The organism is Pseudomonas sp. 1L-C-7-B-C1, from assembly GCF_057291635.1.
Genome location: NZ_JBXAWH010000008.1, coordinates 26,687 through 47,759, shown reverse-complemented (window position 1 = coordinate 47,759; position 21,073 = coordinate 26,687). Strand labels below are relative to the sequence as shown.

Annotated in this window: 22 protein-coding genes; 3 read left to right on the top strand and 19 right to left on the bottom strand. The window is 53.8% G+C overall.

Annotated features, from left to right (window positions below; all coding sequences use genetic code 11):
• Nucleotides 1-316 precede the first annotated feature (316 nt).
• A protein-coding gene (locus AC0Z8Z_RS13845; RefSeq protein ID WP_485619470.1) for an IS3 family transposase occupies nt 317-1,479 on the bottom strand; the annotation gives its coding sequence in 2 pieces (ribosomal slippage) (nt 317-1,227 and nt 1,227-1,479; 1,164 coding nt in all).
• 431 nt (nt 1,480-1,910) lie between these two features.
• On the opposite strand from AC0Z8Z_RS13845, the gene AC0Z8Z_RS13840 reads away from it, so the two are divergent.
• Entirely contained in the window at nt 1,911-2,813 is a 903-nt protein-coding gene (locus AC0Z8Z_RS13840; protein ID WP_485619469.1) for a hypothetical protein, read from the top strand.
• A 195-nt stretch (nt 2,814-3,008) separates the two neighbouring features.
• Nucleotides 3,009-3,629, top strand: coding sequence for a hypothetical protein (locus AC0Z8Z_RS13835; protein WP_038858169.1), 621 nt, complete (start codon nt 3,009-3,011; stop codon nt 3,627-3,629).
• 202 nt (nt 3,630-3,831) lie between these two features.
• On the opposite strand, the gene AC0Z8Z_RS13830 is transcribed toward AC0Z8Z_RS13835, so the two are convergent.
• From AC0Z8Z_RS13830 to AC0Z8Z_RS13805, 6 genes are all read right to left on the bottom strand, one after another.
• Nucleotides 3,832-4,323 carry a protein kinase gene (locus tag AC0Z8Z_RS13830; protein WP_485619468.1) on the bottom strand — a complete coding sequence of 164 codons (492 nt, stop codon included), beginning with the start codon at nt 4,321-4,323 and terminating at the stop codon, nt 3,832-3,834.
• Between the two features lie 2 nt (nt 4,324-4,325).
• Nucleotides 4,326-6,308: an integrase gene (locus AC0Z8Z_RS13825; protein ID WP_485619467.1), complete on the bottom strand. Its 1,983-nt coding sequence runs from the start codon at nt 6,306-6,308 to the stop codon at nt 4,326-4,328.
• Complete coding sequence (locus AC0Z8Z_RS13820) at nt 6,308-7,927, bottom strand: tyrosine-type recombinase/integrase (RefSeq protein ID WP_485619466.1); 1,620 nt, start codon at nt 7,925-7,927, stop codon at nt 6,308-6,310. The genes AC0Z8Z_RS13825 and AC0Z8Z_RS13820 overlap by 1 nt, the downstream gene beginning before the upstream one ends.
• Nucleotides 7,920-9,149, bottom strand: a complete 1,230-nt coding sequence (locus tag AC0Z8Z_RS13815) for a tyrosine-type recombinase/integrase (RefSeq protein WP_485619465.1) — start codon at nt 9,147-9,149, stop codon at nt 7,920-7,922. The genes AC0Z8Z_RS13820 and AC0Z8Z_RS13815 overlap by 8 nt, the downstream gene beginning before the upstream one ends.
• Before the next feature lie 210 nt (nt 9,150-9,359).
• Nucleotides 9,360-9,899 carry a single-stranded DNA-binding protein gene (locus AC0Z8Z_RS13810; protein ID WP_122536829.1) on the bottom strand — a complete coding sequence of 180 codons (540 nt, stop codon included), beginning with the start codon at nt 9,897-9,899 and terminating at the stop codon, nt 9,360-9,362.
• A 9-nt stretch (nt 9,900-9,908) separates the two neighbouring features.
• Nucleotides 9,909-11,303 carry an MFS transporter gene (locus AC0Z8Z_RS13805; protein ID WP_485619464.1) on the bottom strand — a complete coding sequence of 465 codons (1,395 nt, stop codon included), beginning with the start codon at nt 11,301-11,303 and terminating at the stop codon, nt 9,909-9,911.
• 189 nt (nt 11,304-11,492) lie between these two features.
• On the opposite strand from AC0Z8Z_RS13805, the gene uvrA reads away from it, so the two are divergent.
• Nucleotides 11,493-14,327 (top strand): excinuclease ABC subunit UvrA, encoded by a 2,835-nt coding sequence (gene uvrA, locus AC0Z8Z_RS13800; protein WP_485619463.1) that lies wholly within the window; start codon nt 11,493-11,495, stop codon nt 14,325-14,327.
• Between the two features lie 72 nt (nt 14,328-14,399).
• Here uvrA and bfr read toward each other — a convergent pair whose 3' ends face one another.
• From bfr to rplR, 12 genes are all read right to left on the bottom strand, one after another.
• The gene (bfr, locus tag AC0Z8Z_RS13795) at nt 14,400-14,864 is read right to left on the bottom strand and encodes a bacterioferritin (protein ID WP_485619462.1); all 465 of its coding nucleotides are present in this window, start codon (nt 14,862-14,864) and stop codon (nt 14,400-14,402) included.
• Between the two features lie 253 nt (nt 14,865-15,117).
• Nucleotides 15,118-15,504, bottom strand: coding sequence for a 50S ribosomal protein L17 (gene rplQ, locus AC0Z8Z_RS13790; RefSeq protein ID WP_074891753.1), 387 nt, complete (start codon nt 15,502-15,504; stop codon nt 15,118-15,120).
• A gap of 42 nt (nt 15,505-15,546) precedes the next feature.
• Nucleotides 15,547-16,548, bottom strand: a complete 1,002-nt coding sequence (locus AC0Z8Z_RS13785) for a DNA-directed RNA polymerase subunit alpha (RefSeq protein ID WP_007970428.1) — start codon at nt 16,546-16,548, stop codon at nt 15,547-15,549.
• 22 nt (nt 16,549-16,570) lie between these two features.
• Nucleotides 16,571-17,191 (bottom strand): 30S ribosomal protein S4, encoded by a 621-nt coding sequence (gene rpsD / locus AC0Z8Z_RS13780; RefSeq protein WP_037017742.1) that lies wholly within the window; start codon nt 17,189-17,191, stop codon nt 16,571-16,573.
• An 18-nt stretch (nt 17,192-17,209) separates the two neighbouring features.
• On the bottom strand, nt 17,210-17,599 hold the full coding sequence (rpsK, locus tag AC0Z8Z_RS13775; RefSeq protein ID WP_002555466.1) for a 30S ribosomal protein S11: 390 nt from the start codon (nt 17,597-17,599) through the stop codon (nt 17,210-17,212).
• A gap of 30 nt (nt 17,600-17,629) precedes the next feature.
• Nucleotides 17,630-17,986: a 30S ribosomal protein S13 gene (gene rpsM / locus AC0Z8Z_RS13770; RefSeq protein ID WP_037017739.1), complete on the bottom strand. Its 357-nt coding sequence runs from the start codon at nt 17,984-17,986 to the stop codon at nt 17,630-17,632.
• Nucleotides 17,987-18,117: 131 nt separating this feature from the next.
• Nucleotides 18,118-18,234, bottom strand: coding sequence for a 50S ribosomal protein L36 (rpmJ, locus tag AC0Z8Z_RS13765; RefSeq protein WP_002555468.1), 117 nt, complete (start codon nt 18,232-18,234; stop codon nt 18,118-18,120).
• Nucleotides 18,235-18,262: 28 nt separating this feature from the next.
• Nucleotides 18,263-19,594 (bottom strand): preprotein translocase subunit SecY, encoded by a 1,332-nt coding sequence (gene secY, locus AC0Z8Z_RS13760; RefSeq protein WP_065988454.1) that lies wholly within the window; start codon nt 19,592-19,594, stop codon nt 18,263-18,265.
• Nucleotides 19,595-20,026, bottom strand: a complete 432-nt coding sequence (rplO, locus tag AC0Z8Z_RS13755; RefSeq protein ID WP_037017733.1) for a 50S ribosomal protein L15 — start codon at nt 20,024-20,026, stop codon at nt 19,595-19,597.
• 3 nt (nt 20,027-20,029) lie between these two features.
• Nucleotides 20,030-20,206 (bottom strand): 50S ribosomal protein L30, encoded by a 177-nt coding sequence (gene rpmD / locus AC0Z8Z_RS13750; protein WP_028621547.1) that lies wholly within the window; start codon nt 20,204-20,206, stop codon nt 20,030-20,032.
• 2 nt (nt 20,207-20,208) lie between these two features.
• Nucleotides 20,209-20,709: a 30S ribosomal protein S5 gene (gene rpsE, locus AC0Z8Z_RS13745; RefSeq protein WP_037017729.1), complete on the bottom strand. Its 501-nt coding sequence runs from the start codon at nt 20,707-20,709 to the stop codon at nt 20,209-20,211.
• Nucleotides 20,710-20,712: 3 nt separating this feature from the next.
• A complete protein-coding gene (gene rplR / locus AC0Z8Z_RS13740; RefSeq protein ID WP_037017727.1) occupies nt 20,713-21,063 on the bottom strand; it encodes a 50S ribosomal protein L18 in 351 nt (116 codons plus the stop codon).
• Between the last annotated feature and the right edge of the window lie 10 nt (nt 21,064-21,073).

The following is a 21,073-nucleotide window of genomic DNA, read 5'->3' as shown; positions in this document are numbered from 1 at the left end:
GTTTTGCGGGGGCGGGTGACGCTTGTAGCAAATGCGATCTGGTCGCCGCGCAACGCTACCTCAACTATTGCGCAGAGTGCAGTCGGCCGCTGGCCCACTAGGAGAGGGAAAACGCGGTTTGCAACGTCGCAAGGCGTTTTTTCTTCGTCATTTGCATCGCCCGATAGGCCGAATGGACTGGCCTGTAGCAATGCACGTGGGTCGACAAGCGGGATGCAATTACGCATTTGCTCGCAACGAAAGTGGCCTGATCGATGCCCGGCGTCACCTATACCTTCCCGTAGACGCAAGGTCAGAATATGGTCCATTGTAGTGGTCAACTGATCCCGGACACTGCGTTAAGTTTTTCCTCGGCAACGGCAGGCGCCAGGCCTTCGTTGAACTGATGCGGTCGCCGCCAGTTGTACCGTTCCATCAGGAAACGACCGATATCTTGTTTAGCCAACGCGGCGCTCATGTAGCCCACCGTCGGTATCCATTCAGTTTTCAGGCTGCGAAATAGCCGCTCCATCGGGGCATTATCATGGCAGTTGCCGCGCCGACTCATGCTTTGTATGAAACGGTATCGCCATAGTCTCTGGCGGAAACTCCGGCTGCCGTATTGACTGCCTTGATCGCTGTGAAACAGCACATTTTGAGGCCGGCCACGCTGCTCATAGGCCATATCCAATGCCTTGATCACCAGGTCAGCGTCGGGTTTGGCTGAGAACGCCCAGCCTACAACCCGGCGCGCGTAGAGATCGATTACGGCCGCTAGATAGTGCCACCGACCTTCGGCCCAAACGTACGTGATGTCACCGCACCAAACCTTGTCGGGGGACGCCACGCTGAACCCTCGATCAAGCACGTTCGGGATATCAGGCCGCTCCACGGTCGCCTTTTTATAGGCATGGGAGCCCGGCTGTTTGCTGATCAAGTTCATCTCGCGCATCAACTTGCGTACCTTGAATCGCCCGATCTGCATGCCGTCCTCTTTCATCATTAGCATGATGCTTCGGCTGCCCGCAGCGCTTCGACTTTGCGTAAACAGCTCGTTCACGCGGCTGCGCAAAACCACCCTTTCGGCATCCGGATACCGACGTTTCCGGCAGTACGCGTAGTAGCAAGACCGGGTTACTTCAAATACCGAGCACAATAGATCAACAGGCTCTTGAGCCCGCAGTTGATCGATTAACGCGAACGCTCGTGTTCCTCGGCCATCAAGAGCGCGGTGGCCTTTTTTAAGATGGATTTTTCCCGTTCCAGCCGATTGATACGAGCTTCGAGTTCCTGGATTTTTTGCTGCTCAGGCGTCAGGGCTTTGCTGGTCGGAGTAACACCGCCACGTTCTTGCTGGAGCTGGTTCACCCAACGACGCAGGGCCGACTCAACAAGCCCAAGCGAACGGGCTGCTTCGGTATGGGTGTAGCCTTGGTCGAGCACCAGGCACGCCGCCTCGCGCTTGAACTCAGGGGTAAAGGTACGACGTTGCTTGGTCATCAGACACCTCTCTGTGGCGAGCATTCTCGCCTAAATGGGTGTCCGGAATCATTAGACCACTACACATCCCTGGTTCATTGTTGAGCGCTATCGAGCAAGGGTGACCTACCCATGACCGATCCATAGGCAGGAGTAAAGTAAGCGTCCAGTTAGGTCACCTTGACGTCCGAGCTGGGAGTTATCGGTGCGGAAGCAAGCTTGAGCTTCGGCCATGTCCCTAACCCGGCCCTTCATCAGGATGGCCGGGTTTAGACCATCCTCCCCTGCGGTCTGAATCCAGACCGTCCCTTCTCCCCTTCAATCGACTCAGTTGCCAAGGTTAAACAGGCTTCTTAGCCAAGCCTGCAGCACAGCATTACAGGCTGTAGTCTTACCTTATCGCTGAGGTAGACTCCGGGGGATTAAGTACCCACTACCGCGAGATCACAGTCATGGCTACAGACGTAATTTCCACGGGAGGCAGCGAGAGCGCAAGAGCTCCGTTAGAGGTCTATGGACGCGCGGCCAACGGGCAGTTTCTCCCACGGCTAGCATTGGCAAATAACCTACTCAAAAGCTTGAACGTCGAAATCACGAGCATCCAGGTCAATGTCGCAAGACCGCCTGATCTGACTCCAGTGTTTGATGCCTTAAGGGCGTTGCCACAGCTGCTGCAGGACAAGGCTCTTCAGAAGACCTACAAGGCTGTGCTTAACCACTACGAGAATTACCTCCAGCACGGAGACGAGCTCTATCTCAAGGATGTGCTCTTGCGTTGCACCACTGAGGTGCCAGAATTCGAATCGGCATTGGAAGAGATGCTGAAAGCGCTGGTGCCAGACCCGTATGATTATCTCTATGCTCAAAAAAAACTGGAGCCGGTCAAAAGCCTCTGCAACTCGTATCTAGGCATGCTCGCGTACAACTTCCATGCTGTGACGATCCACCACCCAGACACGGCAACTGGCGAGACAGTAATTCAGGGATTCATCGAACGTGCGATTGATAAGCTCAGAGAGAAGCTGGGCGAGATCCTCCGGCCTAACAACTCCTATGAGGGCTCACTGTATCTTGAGGCATTCCACGAGGTAGCTAGCGACCGATTCGAGCGATACAGGGCTTACGATGGTAGGGGCGTGGCTAGCCATGACATTCGAAAATTCGTAGCTGTTGCCAATACCAATAACGAGTATTCCCGGACGGTTTCATTGGAAAAGCCGCAAGTAGATGCGAGTTTCCGCAAGACTGCCGATGCGCTCATCGAGCTCATCGATAGATTCTATACGCTGCTCCGCGCGAAGAAAAACTATCGCCCGCAAACAAACGGCGAGCCAGGTCTACCTATCGAAACCTGACGCTACTCATAGAGCCGGAGTCGGACTAGGTGACTTCGCCGGACGCTTACGGATTAAATGCGTAAGCGTCCAGTCAAGTCATCTACCGATCCAGCTATCCGCACGAGGATTACTGCTTGCCGCCCATGCCGTAAGGTTCTCTACCAAAAACACCACAGCCTTCCAGTGGTGGCAATACAGCAAGGAGAGCGAACAATGAACACCTTCAAATCATCAATCCAAAACGTAGCTGCGGCCATCGGCCTCATCGCAGCAGTGACAGTTGGGGGATGCGTGATGATCCCTTACGACACGCCGGAATCAAAAGCCCAAATCCAGCGCGATCTGAAAATTGCACCATCGGATATTCAAGCAGTGTCGGAAACGAACTGGTGCTTGTTCCCATATGGAAGCGAAGGCAGCTGCAGAGCCACTCAAGGCCTGGGAGTGTTGACCAGCAAAGGCCTGATCCTCAGCCTCTACAACAACCACACCTACACTGAAACCGCACGCATCCTCCCAGAACAAGTGCAGTGCGTGAAGACAGTTGGTGGTCGCACTGGAGTCGAACCGTTCGTTGTATTCACCAAAGACCGAGCGATCATGCTCGCCGTCATTACACCAGGTGGACAAATGAATGTGCCTGTGAAAGTCAGTTTCTTTGATTATCTCACGAAGCCAGGGCAGCACGTCTTCACTGGAACGGATGGCGGATATGTGCGCAAGTCGGGTCGACAGCAAACCGTAGGCGGAATGGTGTCAGGCACTGCCATCCCGTGGCATACAACACTCGACGTAACCGAGGTTTTTAACCCTTGCCCGCAGGTTACAGATTAACGAGGAGTGGTGCGTTCCCTGTAAGCGGGTGGCGATTGCGGAAGATAACTGGCGCAAGCAAAACATCCAGTAATGGGCAGGCTGCAAGATTGATTGGCATAAGGTGCAGCGCTACCGCCGCACCGTAGGCAGGCAAGCTGACAGCCAACATAGCTTTCTGCCCTCTGAGCCGCCCTGTAGACCGCTACAAGAAAGCTTGAATTCATATTTTAGAATCCATAGTTCCCAGAGGCGGGATTGGTGTATCTAGCGGCTTCAGGATGCTGTCGACAGCCCGAAGATTAGGTAGCCTGTCCTTGGGATTATTTGGGCTGTCGATTAAACTCATCTGAGCGCCGAACCTTGCCCTAACGTTGTAGGCAATCTGTTGCCATCTCAGCAACCATTTAGCCTCGCGGTCTTTGTAGGCTCGCAACTCTCTTTCAAGTTGCTCTACTCTAATCGCAAGCTCCTCGGCATTTCTCGCGGCATTTTTCTGCTTTGCAGCTAAACCGCCAGCCAGTGACGCTTTTGCGGCGTCAAATGCCACCTTGATTTCAAGGCGAGCATTAAGAGCTTGGCGCGTGAATCCAAACTGGTCTTCTAGAGTTTTCCAGCGCAGGCCTGAGCCCAGTTCACCCAACGCCCAACGATCCAGCTCCTTGACGATAGCCTTCACGTCGCCTGGATCCATTCTCTTGCCAAATTTACTCATGGCTACGCTCCCAGTACTTTCGCCTTGATCGCATCAGCATCCATCTCGAAATCACTTAGCATGGAGGTGAGGGTCTCGATCTTCTTCTGAGAATGAGCCATCCACTGGTGGCTCTCACCTTGCCTGTTGGACTGAGATTTTGTCATAGCATTCTCGTACTGAACGACTTCGATCTCAAAGGCACGGACGATGCCAGCCTTCTTATCATCATTGTCCTTCTCCCAAGAAAAATCCGAGCATTTGGCATGGCATTCTAGGTGATTTGGGCAAGGCGATTGAGAGAGGTTGCGTGTGCACATCCCGGTCCCAAGCTCGTGAACACCTGTGATTTTTGCTTTCAGATATGCTTCTTTATGCTCAACCGGAAGCTTCATGTAGTTGTCTGCTACAACCCCACCAATCTTTCCTTCACGGATTTTTTCTTGATAAATCAACGCTCGTTTTTCACGAGAGGTATGCTGATAAGCCTTTGTATCATTTGCATACTTTCGACCAAACCATTTGGTTTGAACAAAATCACTCATCCCGCCATCATTTAACAGCGTATTAATGGTGTGCCTAAAGTCATGACTTGAAAAATTAGGCTTCATGCTGTCATCACAATATTTAGCAGCAAGCGGTTCAAGATGATCGCGAAGAAACGTCGCGAACATTGAGTGCGTAACGGTGGTGACAACACATACGGAGACCGCTCCAGAGGACATACCTTGGTAACGGATAAAAAATAGATTCTCTTGATAGTAGGTCTTATTCGTCGTAGCTATGCGCACAGGATCATTTAATCGAGGATCAAAGGTGCTGCGGCAGTAGGCAATCAGACCCTGCTTGGTGGTGAACCGAGATGGGTTAGCCGGTCGCCGTCCTTGAGACGTCAACTTATCCGGATCTGGAAAGGTATGACCGTTCGTTGTGAGCCAGCCGGTCGGGCGCAACACGTTGAAGCTGAACCCCAGCTCCTCAAGATCGGCAATGTAAAATCTGTGATCCTCAGCATAGGGCTCAATCCAGCGCAAATCAGGACCACCCTTAGCTCGCATCACCTCCGCAGTGGAGCGCGCGGCCTGGGTGATATCTGTCAGCTCAGAGACTACGTCCTCAACGATGCTAACAGCATCTGTTGGCAGCCATACCTTATCAATAGGATGAGCGTTATCGCCTTTACTCGTCTTCATCAGGAAATAACCCAGGTATCTTCTACCCTCAGCATCGACTCCTACCACCTGCACCGGCAATGTCGCTATCTCACTGAAACGCCTCCCAATGCACGCAAGCATTACGAGCATCAGAACATACATCCGATATTTATGGCCCGTTGGCACATTCTGGTAAAGCATTCCAATGAGCTCAAAAACCTCCAGATCGATGATCCGGTCACCACTGGTCTGCTCCAAGTTCTGAGGTGCATCCAGTCGCGTCTGAGACACCCCACCGGCATTCGCTGGGCGCTTTAGCCCTGAGTATTTGTACTCGAACCTGATATTACAAAGCTGGTTCGCATCACAGTGCGCGGCGAACTCGTTAATTGCTTTGTGCAGATTATAAGCCGTCGACTCTTGGTAATGCTCTGATATGAGCCGACACGCTTCATCCAAATCTTCAGGCATCATCCTAGAAAGGAGACGATTGTTCCCCCCCACACAATGGCTTATATAACTTATAGCGGTTACAAATGACTGATGATTGCTGATCTTCTGATTTGAACGATGCGCCCTAAGGCAGAACAACGACTTGGCAGCGGACTCCCAGTCCCCTTCCAACGGATGCGCCCCTATCTTAGGAGCATGCCGAAAATAGATGCTAGGCGATCCAGATCGTTTAGCCGAGAGCAACGTCATTGGCCCAGCTGTAAAAATCCAACTAGGCTCTCCCCAGACAATATCTTCAAATCCCTGCATACCAAGCATTTGGGCTTTATTAACCAACAGCGCAAGATTCGTAGCACGATCTTGCTCAAGTCTACTTAAAAATGCAGCGACCTTAGCCATCAACGCGCCCCTTTCTTAACTTCTTTACACTTCTCAACAACTTGCGCTACGGCATGAATAATTTCGTCCATCTGACCTGCTATCCGTTTATCTGCAAACTTAAATTTTTCCTCGCGCTGATTCATAAGATATTCCAGTACGGAAGCATGATCCGCGTCAAGATAAGCCTGGAATTTTGGACACTTATAACAGGAGTATGGGGGGTGCAACGCACAGAGCGAGTGTTTTCCGCAGACACCTAAATCGATGTTTGGTGCATCCTCAATATAGACAAATGGAATATGTTTTCCTGTGTCGTCATCGTTCACTGCTTTCTGGCCAGGCATAATGAATTCGCCTTTGAAGAAGCGAAGCATCTGTGCGTACGGGCCGATAAGCGTTTTGTCTAGTAGTTCTACGATATCACCAGCGAGGTCGAAGTAAACTTGAACGTGTTGAAGGTCAGTATGATCGAGAATCTGCGCGAGCTGGCGTTGGGTAGCTCCATCCTTTACCAGATTTGTTGCTAAAGTGTAGCGAAGGCGCCTAGGACTAAGGTGCAACAGTGCATTAGTAAGAGGGGATACAATCTTCTGCCTCAATACAAAGTCTTGAAGCAGGAGTGCAAAATAGCCTGAGTCATAGTTGAAATATGCTTCACGATACCCAGAGGCCATAGCCGCTGTATTACCGGACTTATTGAAAAATAGCGGTATATCGAATTCCCCAGCCTCACCCCCTACCCGACTCAATGCGTGAACACGGCGATTGGCGGCAATAAGATACTGAATGTAAGGAACAAACTCATTAGGGAGGTGTACTTCTACAAAGTCATCCCTAGGATTGAGCAACCGTTTTTTGATCCTTGGATATCTTATTACCCAGCATGGTTCGTCCAGTCCAGGGGCTACATTTATAAGATCGCTCTCACGCAACCACGATAGATTTGCAGGATTTCTGCCATGAGCAATGAACAGAGCCAGCGCAGCACGTTGCTCCTGCTCGGCAAGACTACTACACGTGGCCGTATGGAGCGCATTATAGAGTGGTTGCAGCTCATAGGTGCGATGCAGAGGGCCAGCATCCACGTCCTCATTTTTAACCGCTTCGCCTTTTGGACCGCCTGGTATTTTGAGGACTTCCAAGACGCTTCCGTATTCGGCACTGAACCCCACCTCCGTGAGGTATTGACAGCACCACAGATAAAATGATTTAGTTCGAGGAACTTGATAAAGCTTATGCTCCTGCCTCGTAGCAGAAATCATTTTTTCGTAACAATTTATCAGCTCCTGCTCAAAATCTGGGATATCTGCCCGGTTAAACTCTGGGTACCGCAACAGGAGAAATCGATGGCAGTCCACCCAAACACTATAGGCATAACTCGCCGAAATAGTTTTAATTACGTGGGCGCAGTAACGCATCAGTGCATAGCGGAATTTCAGATTATGTATGCGCTTGAAATTCAGGATCGCAGATCTGCCACTTGTATTCGGCATATGCCATCGCAAACCACTCGTATCGACTACATGCCCCTCTCTGCTAATAACGGATTTAGGTATTGGTTCCAGCTGGCTTACCAAATCTATCCGTGCAGCCTGAGCAACTCCTTCTACTTCCTGACTTCTAAATACTTCATTCATGATTTGTGTACTCTAAAAAGCTTTGCATCAGCACATCATGATATTTAGACTGAACAGCAACAGCCTGCCGAATAATCTCACCTGAAATATAAACTTCCTGAGAACGCGTACTACTATCCCCTCGAAGATAGGCCAAAATTTGTTTACGCTCATCTTCAGGGACACCACGCTGAGCCATATCACGCTCAGTTCGGCTTGAATATGTATGCCGAAGCGATTTCGGTGTCAGATTTGACGGCAGCCGGTCTCTGAATTTTTGACGAATGATCTGGAAGTAATTAGATATACTGTTACCATGCAAAGGATCACCCTCATCAGAAATGATCAGGTAGTCATGATTCTTCCCGTAGCGCTCCATTACGCTTTCGCGATGAATTTCAATATACTCTTCAATCAAATTGATGAAGGTCGGCACCTGCATCTCTATATCGCGGCCATTCCGCTTAACCCTCGGCTGCGGGCTTCTCGTGTCGTTCGGATCTGCTGCTCGCCTGAATACCCTCAGCGCCGTGACGCTGCCGAACTCTACGTCACCGACTCTCAGGGTAAGAACCTCTGCTGGCCGTAGACCGAAAGTTAGCATAGTCATTACGATGATAAAGTTTCTAAACCTTACGTGTTCATTCAGGCCATACGCATCCGGATTCCTAAAGTCCACACACCAAACTAGCGCGACTACTTCGTGATCACGAAGCCCTTTGGTAACAGACTTATTTTGGGGCGGATTACTAATCTCTTGATCGCTTAGAATTTTATCAACGTGCTCTTTATGCGCTTGAATTCGAAGAAACACAGGATCGCCCGATGCCAATTTTGCCATTTTGAATCGGAAGCACCAACTGATGAACTGACGCACAGTGATGAGGCGCAACTTGAACGTCAGAGGCGACACCGCAACCTTGATCCCCTGAACGATAGCCGCTACACCCGCTTGGCCCAGATCAACCTTTGCCGTTAAACGCAATCTCTCACATAAGCTACCGGCCAGCTCTGCCTCGGTAAATATGCTGTCACCATCAATACGAGCAAGGAAATCAATGTTGAGTGATTCGAGCCACGCATAAAAAATCGCCAGCTCTCTAAGGTTTCTTGTGAGGGTGTTGGGACTGAGATCACGCCTCTGGAGGATCCACTCATTTGCGAGTGGAATCGGCAAGCCATCATCGTCAACGAGAATGGGTAGGTTCTGCCCGGAGGGGTGTCGTACCATTTTTACGTCCATACACCACCCATTCCTTTACGAGATCTTATGTAGACTTTTAACTTTACACCTAGTCTTTGTGTAGTCAATTTTCAGGACCTTTACGACGGGCAAAAAAAAGCCCTCATAGCTTTACGGCTCAGAGGGCTATTTTTCCTGAAAAGGTTTTGACAAGCGGGGCTTTTAGACAGCCTTGACTCAATTTACCTTTACACTTTCATCTTATGTAGGTTAGAACGGAATATCGTCATCGAAGCTGTCGAAATCAGGCGCTGGCTGCGGCGCTTGTTGAGGCGCAGGACGTGATTCACGCTGTGGCTGAGGAGCGGACTGCTGCGGGCGGGCCTGCTGCTGCGGACGCGGCGCGGAGTTCTGGTTGTTCTGATAACCGCCACCACCCTGGCCCTGAGGAGCGCCATCGCCTTGAGGACGGCCACCGAGCAACTGCATGGTGCCTTGCATGTCGACGACGATTTCAGTCGTGTAACGCTTGATGCCGTCTTTCTCCCACTCGCGGGTCTGCAGCTTGCCTTCGATATAGACCTGCGAACCCTTGCGCAGGTACTCGCCGGCGATCTCGGCGACCTTGCCGAACATCGAAACACGGTGCCATTCGGTCTTCTCGACCTTCTGACCGGTTTGCTTGTCGGTCCACTGTTCGCTCGTTGCCAGACTCAGGTTGGTCACGGCATTACCGTTAGGCATGTAGCGGACTTCGGGATCCTGGCCGCATGTGCCGACCAATATGACTTTGTTAACCCCACGGGCCATAACGTTCTCCTAGGCTTCACACGTTTCCGACGCTGGATTGACCACTTCGTCGAAAGACGCCCGATCCAACAGTTCTTTGTCAAATTTGATATAGATGGCAGCCTCGTCGGCAACCACTACTGCATCTGTTACTCCACGTACGGCCAACACGCGATCGGCAAGGCCTGTGTCGCGTTGAGCCTCGGGCGACAACGGCAAGCGAAGGCTGGTTACGTAGGGAGGTTCGCGCATGGTAACAGCAAACGCGAGCCAGATGGCGGCCAGCCCGGCGCCTCCCAGGAACACCACATTCAGTCCGCCGTGCTGGAAAAGCCATCCTCCCAAGATGCCCCCGGCAGCAGAACCCAGGAACTGACTGGTGGAATAAATCCCCATCGCCGTGCCCTTCCCACCCGCCGGTGACACTTTGCTGATCAGCGACGGCAACGACGCTTCGAGCAAATTGAATGCGGTAAAGAAGACCACCGTGCCGATGACCAGCGCTCGCAGCGTGTCGCCGAACTCCCAGAAGAATAGCTCAGTGAGCATCAGCACCAGCACGGCGCCGAGCAAAACACGCTTCATCTGACGTTTCTTTTCGCCGTAGATGATGAAAGGGATCATCGCGAAGAAAGAAATCAGCAGCGCAGTCAGATAGACCCACCAGTGCTGCTCTTTGGGCAGGCCGGCTTTTTCGACCAGCGCCAATGGCAACGCCACGAAACTGGACATCAGCATGGCGTGCAACGCGAAGATACCCAGATCCAGACGCAACAGGTCAGGATGACGAAGCGTCGCCCCCAGCGCCTGTCGCGCCAGACCGGATTCGCGGTGCTGCAGGGTTACCGTGGACTTGGGCACGACGAAGGCAACGATCGCCACGCCGACAAGCGCCATCGCGCCCGTCGCCAGAAACAGACCTGACAATCCGAATGCACTGGTCAGAATGGGGCCGACCACCATCGCAACGGCGAAGGACACGCCAATCGTCATGCCAATCATGGCCATGGCTTTGGTGCGGTGCTGCTCGCGGGTCAGATCGGAAAGCAACGCCATGACCGCAGCGGAAATAGCACCCGCGCCTTGCAAAACCCGACCGGCGATTACGCCCCAGATGGAGGTGGACTCGGCCGCCAGCACGCTGCCGAGCGCAAACACGATCAGGCCCAGATAAATGACGGGGCGACGGCCAATGCGATCCGAGATGATGCCAAACGGAATCTGCAACACCGCTTGTGTCAGGCCGTACGCGCCGATGGCCAGACCGATGAGTGCCGGGCTTGCGCCGGCCAGGTCCATTCCGTAAGTGGCAAGTACGGGCAGCACCATGAACATGCCAAGCATACGGAAGGCGAACACCAGCGCCAGACCGCCCGCGGCGCGGGTTTCGCTGCCGCTCATGCGCTCGCTGTGAGAATCGTGCATGAAGGAACCTCGTATGAACCGGCGGCGATTCTACCAGTCCCATCGTTGAGAGCACATACGACGGTTTGCCGCGCATCGCAGGAAGTTTCTTTTTTCCGGGTGAGGCAGCGCCAACTTCAATAGTGTGTATCCATCCAGTATTTGCCCGTATACTTCCACGTTTTACACGCCCGCCGTGCGAGGCCAGCTTTGGACAAGATCTTGATTCGTGGGGCTCGAACCCACAACCTGAAGAACATCGACCTGACCCTTCCACGCGACAAGCTGATCGTCATCACCGGATTGTCCGGCTCAGGAAAATCGTCCCTCGCGTTCGATACGCTCTATGCCGAGGGCCAGCGTCGCTACGTCGAATCGCTGTCCGCCTACGCGCGCCAGTTCCTGTCGATGATGGAGAAGCCGGACGTCGATACGATCGAAGGTCTGTCGCCCGCCATTTCCATCGAGCAAAAGTCCACGTCCCACAACCCACGCTCGACCGTCGGCACCATCACCGAGATCTACGACTACCTGCGTTTGCTATATGCGCGGGTGGGTCAGCCGCGTTGCCCGGATCACGACATTCCTCTGGAGGCGCAAACCGTCAGTCAGATGGTCGACCTGGTCCTGGCCCAGCCGGAAGGCGCCAAACTGATGCTGCTTGCCCCCGTGGTACGGGAGCGCAAAGGCGAGCACCTGGCAGTCTTCGAAGAGCTTCGCGCCCAAGGTTTCGTGCGCGCTCGGGTGAATGGCCGGCTGTGCGAGCTGGACGAACTGCCAAAACTTGATAAACAGAAGAAGCACTCGATCGATGTCGTGGTTGACCGCTTCAAGGTGCGCTCGGACCTGCAACAGCGTTTGGCCGAATCCTTTGAGACAGCGCTGAAGCTGGCTGACGGCATCGCGCTGGTGGCGCCGATGGACGACGAGCCCGGCGAAGAGATCATTTTTTCCGCACGCTTCGCCTGCCCGATCTGTGGCCATGCGATCAGCGAGCTGGAACCAAAGCTGTTCTCGTTCAACAACCCTGCAGGCGCATGTCCGACCTGCGACGGGCTGGGCGTGAAGCAATTCTTCGACACCAAACGCCTGGTCAATGGCGAACTCACGCTGGCAGAAGGCGCGATTCGTGGCTGGGACAGGCGAAACGTCTATTACTTCCAGATGCTCGGCTCGCTGGCAAAACATTACCGCTTCAGCCTTGAGGTGCCGTTCAAGGAACTGCCTGCGGATTTGCAGAAGGTGCTGCTCGGCGGCAGCGGTAAGGACAGCGTTGATTTCCGTTACCTTAACGACCGCGGCGACATCGTTAAACGTGCGCACCCGTTTGAAGGCATCGTTCCCAACCTCGAGCGGCGCTATCGCGAAACCGAATCGACCACGGTTCGCGAGGAGTTGGCGAAGTTTCTCAGCACGCAGCCTTGCCCCGAGTGCCGTGGCACGCGGTTGCGCCGAGAGGCACGTCACGTATGGGTTGGTGAGAAGACACTTCCAGCCGTTACCAACATGCCAATTGGCGACGCTACCCACTACTTTGGTGAGTTGAAGCTGACGGGCCGCCGCGGTGAGATTGCCGACAAGATTCTCAAGGAAATTCGCGAGCGCCTGCAGTTCCTCGTCAACGTCGGGTTGGACTATCTGACACTGGACCGCAGCGCCGACACGCTCTCCGGTGGCGAGGCGCAGCGAATTCGTCTGGCCAGCCAAATCGGCGCAGGCCTCGTCGGCGTGATGTATATCCTCGATGAGCCTTCAATCGGCCTGCATCAGCGCGATAACGATCGGCTGCTGGACACCTTGCGGCACCTGCGAGACATCGGTAACACGGTGATCGTGGTTGAGCACGACGAAGACGCAATTCGACTGGCTGACTATGTGGTCGACATCGGTCCGGGTGCAGGCGTGCATGGCGGCAATATTGTCGCGGAAGGCACGCCACAGGAAGTGATGGATCATCCGGACTCTCTGACGGGTAAATACCTGTCGGGCCGGGTGAAGATCGCCGTGCCTCCCAAGCGAACGCCTCGTAATAAAAAGCTGTCGCTCAAACTCAAAGGCGCGCGGGGCAACAACCTGCGCAATGTCGATCTCGAAATACCGATTGGCTTGCTGACCTGCGTGACAGGCGTGTCGGGCTCGGGCAAGTCGACGCTGATCAACAACACCCTGTTCCCGCTCAGTGCCACTGCACTCAATGGAGCAACAACGCTCGAGGCGTCGGCGCACGACAGCATTGACGGCCTGCAGCACCTGGACAAAGTCGTTGATATTGACCAGAGCCCTATTGGACGTACGCCGCGATCCAACCCTGCGACGTACACCGGGCTGTTTACGCCAATCCGTGAGCTGTTCGCGGGCGTGCCTGAATCAAGATCCCGGGGTTACGGACCCGGCCGATTCTCCTTCAACGTCAAGGGTGGTCGCTGCGAAGCGTGCCAAGGTGACGGCCTGATCAAGGTCGAGATGCATTTTCTGCCTGACATTTACGTCCCTTGCGATGTGTGCAAGAGCAAGCGATACAACCGTGAAACCCTTGAGGTGAAGTACAAGGGCAAGAACGTTCACGAGGTCCTGGAGATGACGATCGAGGAAGCGAGGGCGTTTTTCGACGCCGTGCCTGCCCTCGCTCGGAAATTGCAAACGCTGATGGATGTGGGTCTGTCCTATATCAAGCTGGGCCAGTCAGCGACTACGCTTTCGGGTGGTGAAGCGCAGCGGGTGAAGCTGTCGCGCGAGCTGTCAAAGCGTGACACCGGCAAAACCTTGTACATCCTCGACGAGCCCACCACCGGCCTGCACTTCGCGGATATTCAGCAACTGCTGGACGTCTTGCATCGACTTCGCGACCACGGCAACACGGTTGTTGTTATCGAGCACAACCTGGATGTGATCAAGACAGCCGATTGGCTGGTCGACCTGGGCCCCGAAGGCGGTTCGAAAGGCGGACAGATCATCGCAACCGGTACGCCAGAGCAGGTGGCGGGCATGAAACAGTCCTACACCGGCCACTACCTGAAGCCACTTCTGGAGCGCGATCGCGCTTGATTGCATCGTCCTAATAAAAAGCCCCGGTCGCGATATGCGGCAGGGGCTTTTTTGTATCAGCGGTTTCAGTTCTCAGAACTGCGACTGGAGATAATTCTCGAGGCCGATGAATTTGATCAGGCCCAGCTGTTTTTCAAGCCAATAGGTGTGATCTTCTTCCGTGTCGGCGAGTTGAATGCGGAGGATGTCACGGCTTACGTAATCCCTGTGCTGCTCACAGAGCGCGATGCCTTTGCACAGCGCGGCTCGCACCTTGTATTCCAGACGAAGGTCGCTGGCGAGCATCTCGGGGACCGTGGTGCCCACATCCAAGTCGTCAGGACGCATGCGTGGGGTGCCTTCGAGCATCAGAATCCGGCGCATCAACGCGTCAGCGTGTTGAGCCTCTTCTTCCATCTCGTGGTTGATACGTTCGTACAGCTTGCTGAAACCCCAATCTTCGTACATCCGCGAGTGGACAAAATACTGGTCGCGCGCAGCGAGTTCGCCGGTCAGCAGCGTGTTGAGGTAATCAATTACATCCGGGTGGCCTTGCATCGCCGTCCATCTCTTGGTGAAAGGCGTTAGTTTGAACCAACCAGCCTGGTTGGTCACCCTACGGCATAGCAAATAAACATAGAAATCCGGCGAAATTCGGACATTTGGTACCGAAAAGACGGGTAAATGAGGAGGGTTCCGTTTATCACTTAGAATCACCGCTGATTGAGCGAATTCCGGCCATCCAAGATGGCTTTGTTGCAGACAACAAAAAACCGGGCACTGGGCCCGGTTTTTTGTAGTGACTGATGTCTTATTCAGCGGCTTCTACAGAGCCACCGACAGGACGATCAACCAGTTCGACGTACGCCATTGGCGCGTTGTCGCCAGCGCGGAAGCCACACTTGAGGATGCGCAGGTAGCCACCCTCACGAGTTGCGTAACGCTTGCCCAGATCGTTGAACAGTTTGCCGACCATTTCTTTCGAACGGGTACGGTCAAATGCCAGACGACGGTTAGCAACGCTGTCAATCTTGGCCAAGGTGATCAGCGGCTCAGCAACGCGACGCAGTTCTTTGGCTTTCGGCAGGGTAGTTTTGATCAGCTCGTGCTCGAACAGCGACACCGCCATGTTTTGGAACATAGCCTTACGGTGAGAGCTGGTACGGCTCAGGTGACGTCCACTTTTACGATGACGCATGGTTCATTCCTTACCAAACACTACGTTCGGTGATTACGACGATCAGGCAGTCGCCTTGTCGTCCTTCTTAAGACTTGCAGGCGGCCAGTTGTCGAGGCGCATGCCGAGGGAGAGACCACGAGAAGCCAGAACGTCCTTGATCTCGGTCAAGGATTTCTTGCCCAGGTTCGGAGTCTTCAACAGTTCTACTTCGGTGCGCTGAATCAGGTCGCCGATGTAGTAAATGTTCTCCGCCTTAAGGCAGTTGGCCGAACGTACGGTCAGTTCCAAATCGTCAACCGGACGAAGCAGGATCGGATCGATCTCGTCTTCCTGTTCGACTACAACGGGTTCGCTGTCACCTTTAAGGTCGACGAACGCAGCCAACTGCTGTTGCAGGATGGTTGCTGCACGACGGATAGCCTCTTCAGGATCCAGAGTACCGTTGGTTTCCAGATCGATAACCAGCTTGTCCAGGTTGGTACGTTGCTCGACACGGGCGTTTTCCACCACGTATGCAATGCGACGAACCGGGCTGAACGAAGAATCGAGCTGCAAGCGACCAATGCTGCGGCTTTCGTCTTCATCGCTCTGACGCGAGTCTGCTGGTTCATAACCGCGACCACGAGCTACAACGAGCTTCATGTTCAGGGCGCCGTTAGACGCCAGGTTAGCGATTACGTGATCGGGGTTAACGATCTCGACATCATGATCCAGCTGAATATCGGCAGCGGTAACCACCCCCGAACCCTTCTTCGACAAGGTCAGCGTAACTTCGTCTCGACCGTGCAGCTTGATAGCCAGACCTTTAAGGTTCAACAGGATTTCAATGACATCTTCCTGTACGCCTTCGATGGCGCTGTACTCATGGAGTACACCGTCAATCTCGGCCTCGACTACTGCACAGCCGGGCATGGAGGACAACAGGATGCGGCGCAGCGCGTTGCCCAGGGTATGGCCGAAACCACGCTCGAGAGGCTCGAGAGTGATTTTGGCGCGGGTCGGACTGACAACCTGCACATCAATGTGGCGGGGTGTCAGGAACTCATTTACCGAAATCTGCATGGATGCACCTATTTTCTAGCCCTTACTTGGAGTAGAGCTCGACAATCAGGCTTTCGTTGATGTCGGCGGACAGATCACTGCGGGCTGGGACGCTTTTGAAGACGCCAGATTTTTTCTCAGTGTCTACTTCTACCCATTCTACGCGGCCACGTTGGGCACACAGATCGAGAGCCTGGACAATACGCAGTTGGTTCTTCGCTTTTTCGCGAATTGCCACTACGTCACCAGCACGGACCTGGTAGGACGGAACGTTCACGGTTTTGCCGTTTACGCTTACCGACTTGTGCGATACCAGCTGACGCGATTCGGCACGAGTCGAACCGAAGCCCATGCGGTATACAACGTTGTCCAGACGGCATTCGAGCAGTTGCAGCAGGTTCTCACCAGTTGCGCCTTTCTTGCCGGCAGCTTCTTTGTAGTAACCGCTGAACTGACGCTCGAGAACGCCATAAATACGACGGACTTTCTGCTTTTCACGCAGTTGGGTGCCGTAGTCGGACTGGCGACCGCGGCGCTGGCCGTGGATACCAGGTGCTGCTTCGATGTTGCACTTCGATTCGATCGCGCGCACGCCGCTCTTCAGAAAGAGATCGGTGCCTTCACGACGAGCGAGTTTGCATTTTGGACCAATGTAACGAGCCATTCTTTACAATCTCCTGGATTACACGCGGCGCTTCTTCGGCGGACGGCACCCGTTATGCGGGATTGGCGTCACGTCGGTGATGCTGGCGATCTTGTAGCCGCAGCCGTTCAAAGCACGGACAGCAGATTCACGACCTGGACCTGGACCTTTGACGTTGACGTCGAGGTTTTTCAGGCCGTATTCCAGCGCAGCTTGACCAGCACGTTCAGCAGCTACTTGAGCAGCAAACGGCGTGGACTTGCGAGAACCGCGGAAACCCGAACCACCGGAGGTTGCCCAGGAAAGAGCGTTACCTTGACGGTCGGTGATGGTCACGATTGTGTTGTTAAAAGATGCATGGATGTGGGCGATGCCATCAACCACTGTCTTTTTAACTTTTTTACGAGGACGAGCAGCAGGTTTTGCCATGATTTAATTCCTGTCGATTCGCTGGGGCGATTACTTGCGGATCGGCTTACGCGGACCTTTACGGGTACGCGCGTTAGTCTTGGTACGCTGACCGCGCACTGGAAGACCACGACGATGACGCAGACCGCGATAGCAACCGAGGTCCATCAAGCGCTTGATTTTCATGTTGATTTCGCGACGCAGATCACCTTCAGTGGTGAACTTCGCGACTTCGCCACGCAGCTGTTCAATCTGCTCGTCGCTCAGATCTTTGATCTTTACCGCCGGGTTGACCCCGGTAGTAGCACAGATTTTGTGTGCAGTTGTGCGACCAACACCATAGATGTAGGTCAGCGAGATAACAGTATGCTTGTTATCTGGAATGTTAACGCCTGCAATACGGGCCATTCAGTGGGACTCCAATTGACAGCTACCTACGCCCCGGAAGCCAAGAAATAGGGCGCGAGATAATATCGCTGTAATAACAAATAATCAACCCAGCAGCGCACTAGCTGCTGGGCTTTTAGCACAGATCACATTTAGCCTTGGCGCTGCTTGTGACGTGGTTCCGCGCTGCAAATTACTCGAACAACACCTTCGCGGCGAATAATCTTGCAGTTGCGGCACAGCTTTTTCACCGATGCACGAACTTTCATCACCAACTCCTCGAACCTTATGGGTGCTTCAGCGCAGCATGCCGCTGCCGTAGCCCTTCAGGTTGGCTTTCTTCATCAGGGATTCATACTGGTGCGAAACGAGGTGCGATTGCACTTGGGACATGAAGTCCATCACAACCACGACCACGATCAGCAACGAGGTCCCGCCAAGGTAAAACGGCACGTTTGCAGCGACCACGAGAAACTGTGGAAGCAGGCATACGGCCATCATGTAGAGAGCACCGAACATGGTCAGACGAGTCAGAACGCCATCAATATAGCGTGCAGACTGCTCACCAGGACGAATGCCCGGAATAAAGGCACCGGACTTCTTCAGGTTTTCCGCTACGTCTTTCGGATTGAACATCAACGCCGTATAGAAGAAGCAGAAGAAAATAATCCCTGCACTAAACAGCAGAATATTCAACGGCTGACCAGGTGCGATCGACTGCGAGATGTCCTGCAACCAGCCCATACCCTCAGACTGACCGAACCAGGCACCCAGCGAAGCCGGAAACAGCAAGATGCTGCTCGCGAAGATGGCAGGAATTACGCCCGCCATGTTCACTTTCAAGGGCAAGTGGCTCGTCTGCGCTGCGAAGACCTTGCGGCCCTGCTGACGCTTGGCGTAGTGAACAGCAATACGACGCTGACCACGCTCGATGAATACCACGAAACCGATGATCGCTACTGCCAGCAAACCGATGGCGACCAAAGCGAAGATATTGATATCACCTTGACGCGCAGACTCGAAAGACTGCCCGATCGCCCTCGGAAGACCGGCGACGATACCCGAAAAAATCAACATCGAGATACCGTTGCCAACACCGCGCTCAGTTATCTGCTCGCCCAGCCACATCATGAACAGTGCACCAGCAACAAACGTGGTAACTGCAACGAAGTGGAAGCCGATATCTGCTGAGAACGCAACGCCCTGACCGGCCAAACCAATGGACATGCCAATGGCTTGAACCAAGGCCAGGACGACGGTGCCATAGCGGGTGTACTGGCTGATCTTACGACGACCAGCCTCACCTTCCTTCTTCAACTGCTCCAGCTGTGGGCTGACTGCGGTCATGAGCTGCATGATGATCGATGCCGAGATATACGGCATGATCCCCAGTGCAAAGATGCTCATGCGCTCCAGCGCACCGCCGGAAAACATGTTGAACAAGCTAAGAATGGTCCCCTCATTCTGTCGAAACAGGTCCGCCAGTCGGTCAGGGTTGATACCCGGAACTGGGATATGCGCACCGATCCGATAGACGATAATCGCCAGGAACAGGAAACGCAGACGAGCCCAGAGTTCGGACAACCCGCCGCTTTTGCCTAGCGCTGAGAGAGCACCTTGCTTAGCCATTTATTCCTCGAACTTGCCGCCAGCTGCTTCGATAGCCGCACGCGCACCTTTGGTGGCTGCGATACCTTTGAGGGTGACTGCGCGAGTAACCTCACCGGACAGCATGATTTTCACACGCTGCACGTTTTGGTTGATCACGTTGGCATCCTTCAGGGACTGCACAGTGACGACGCCTTCTACTTTAGCCAGCTCGGAGGTGCGAACTTCAGCACGATCCATAGCTTTCAAAGAGACGAAGCCGAACTTAGGCAGACGACGATGCAACGGCTGTTGGCCGCCTTCGAAGCCCGGAGCAATGGTGCCACCGGAGCGGGAGGTCTGACCTTTGTGGCCACGGCCACCGGTCTTACCCAAACCGCTACCGATACCACGGCCCGGACGATGCTTTTCGCGACGGGAACCCGGCGCTGGACTCAGATCATTGAGTTTCATCGATTAACCCTCGACGCGCAGCATGTAGTAAGCCTTGTTGATCATCCCACGGTTTTCCGGGGTATCAACGACTTCTACAGTGTGACCGATGCGACGCAGACCCAAACCCTTAACGCACAATTTGTGGTTAGGGATGCGGCCGGTCATGCTTTTGATCAGCGTTACTTTAACGGTAGCCATGATCAGAAGATCTCCTGGACGTTCAGGCCGCGTTTAGCAGCGATGGACTCAGGGGACTGCATGGTTTTCAAACCCTTGAACGTTGCGTGAACAACGTTGACCGGGTTAGTCGAACCGTAGCACTTGGCCAGAACGTTGTGGACGCCAGCAACTTCGAGGACGGCGCGCATTGCACCGCCAGCGATGATGCCAGTACCTTCCGACGCAGGCTGCATGTAAACCTTCGAAGCCCCATGAGCGGACTTGATGGCGTACTGCAGCGTAGTGCCGTTCAGATCAACCTGGATCATGTTGCGGCGAGCAGCTTCCATTGCCTTCTGGATCGCGGCAGGCACTTCACGTGACTTGCCACGGCCGAAGCCAACGCGCCCTTTACCATCACCAACCACGGTCAACGCGGTGAAGGTGAAGATACGGCCGCCTTTAACGGTTTTTGCTACGCGATTAACTTGAACCAGCTTCTCGATGTAGCCTTCGTCGCGTTTTTGGTCGTTATTTGACATAACTTAGAACTCCAGCCCGCCTTCACGAGCAGCATCAGCCAGCGCCTTAACGCGACCGTGGTACTTGAAGCCAGAACGATCAAAAGCCACTTGCGATACACCGGCGGCTTTCGCACGCTCAGCGATCAGCTGGCCAACTTTAGTGGCCGCGTCGATGTTGCCAGTGGCGCCATCACGCAGTTCTTTGTCCAAAGTCGAGGCGTTTGCCAAGACTTTGCTGCCGTCGGCCGAGATGACCTGGGCATAAATGTGCTGCGAAGAGCGGTACACGCAGAGACGCACGACTTCGAGTTCGTGCATTTTCAGGCGTGCTTTGCGAGCGCGACGCAGTCGGGTAACTTTTTTGACGGTCATTTGCTATGCC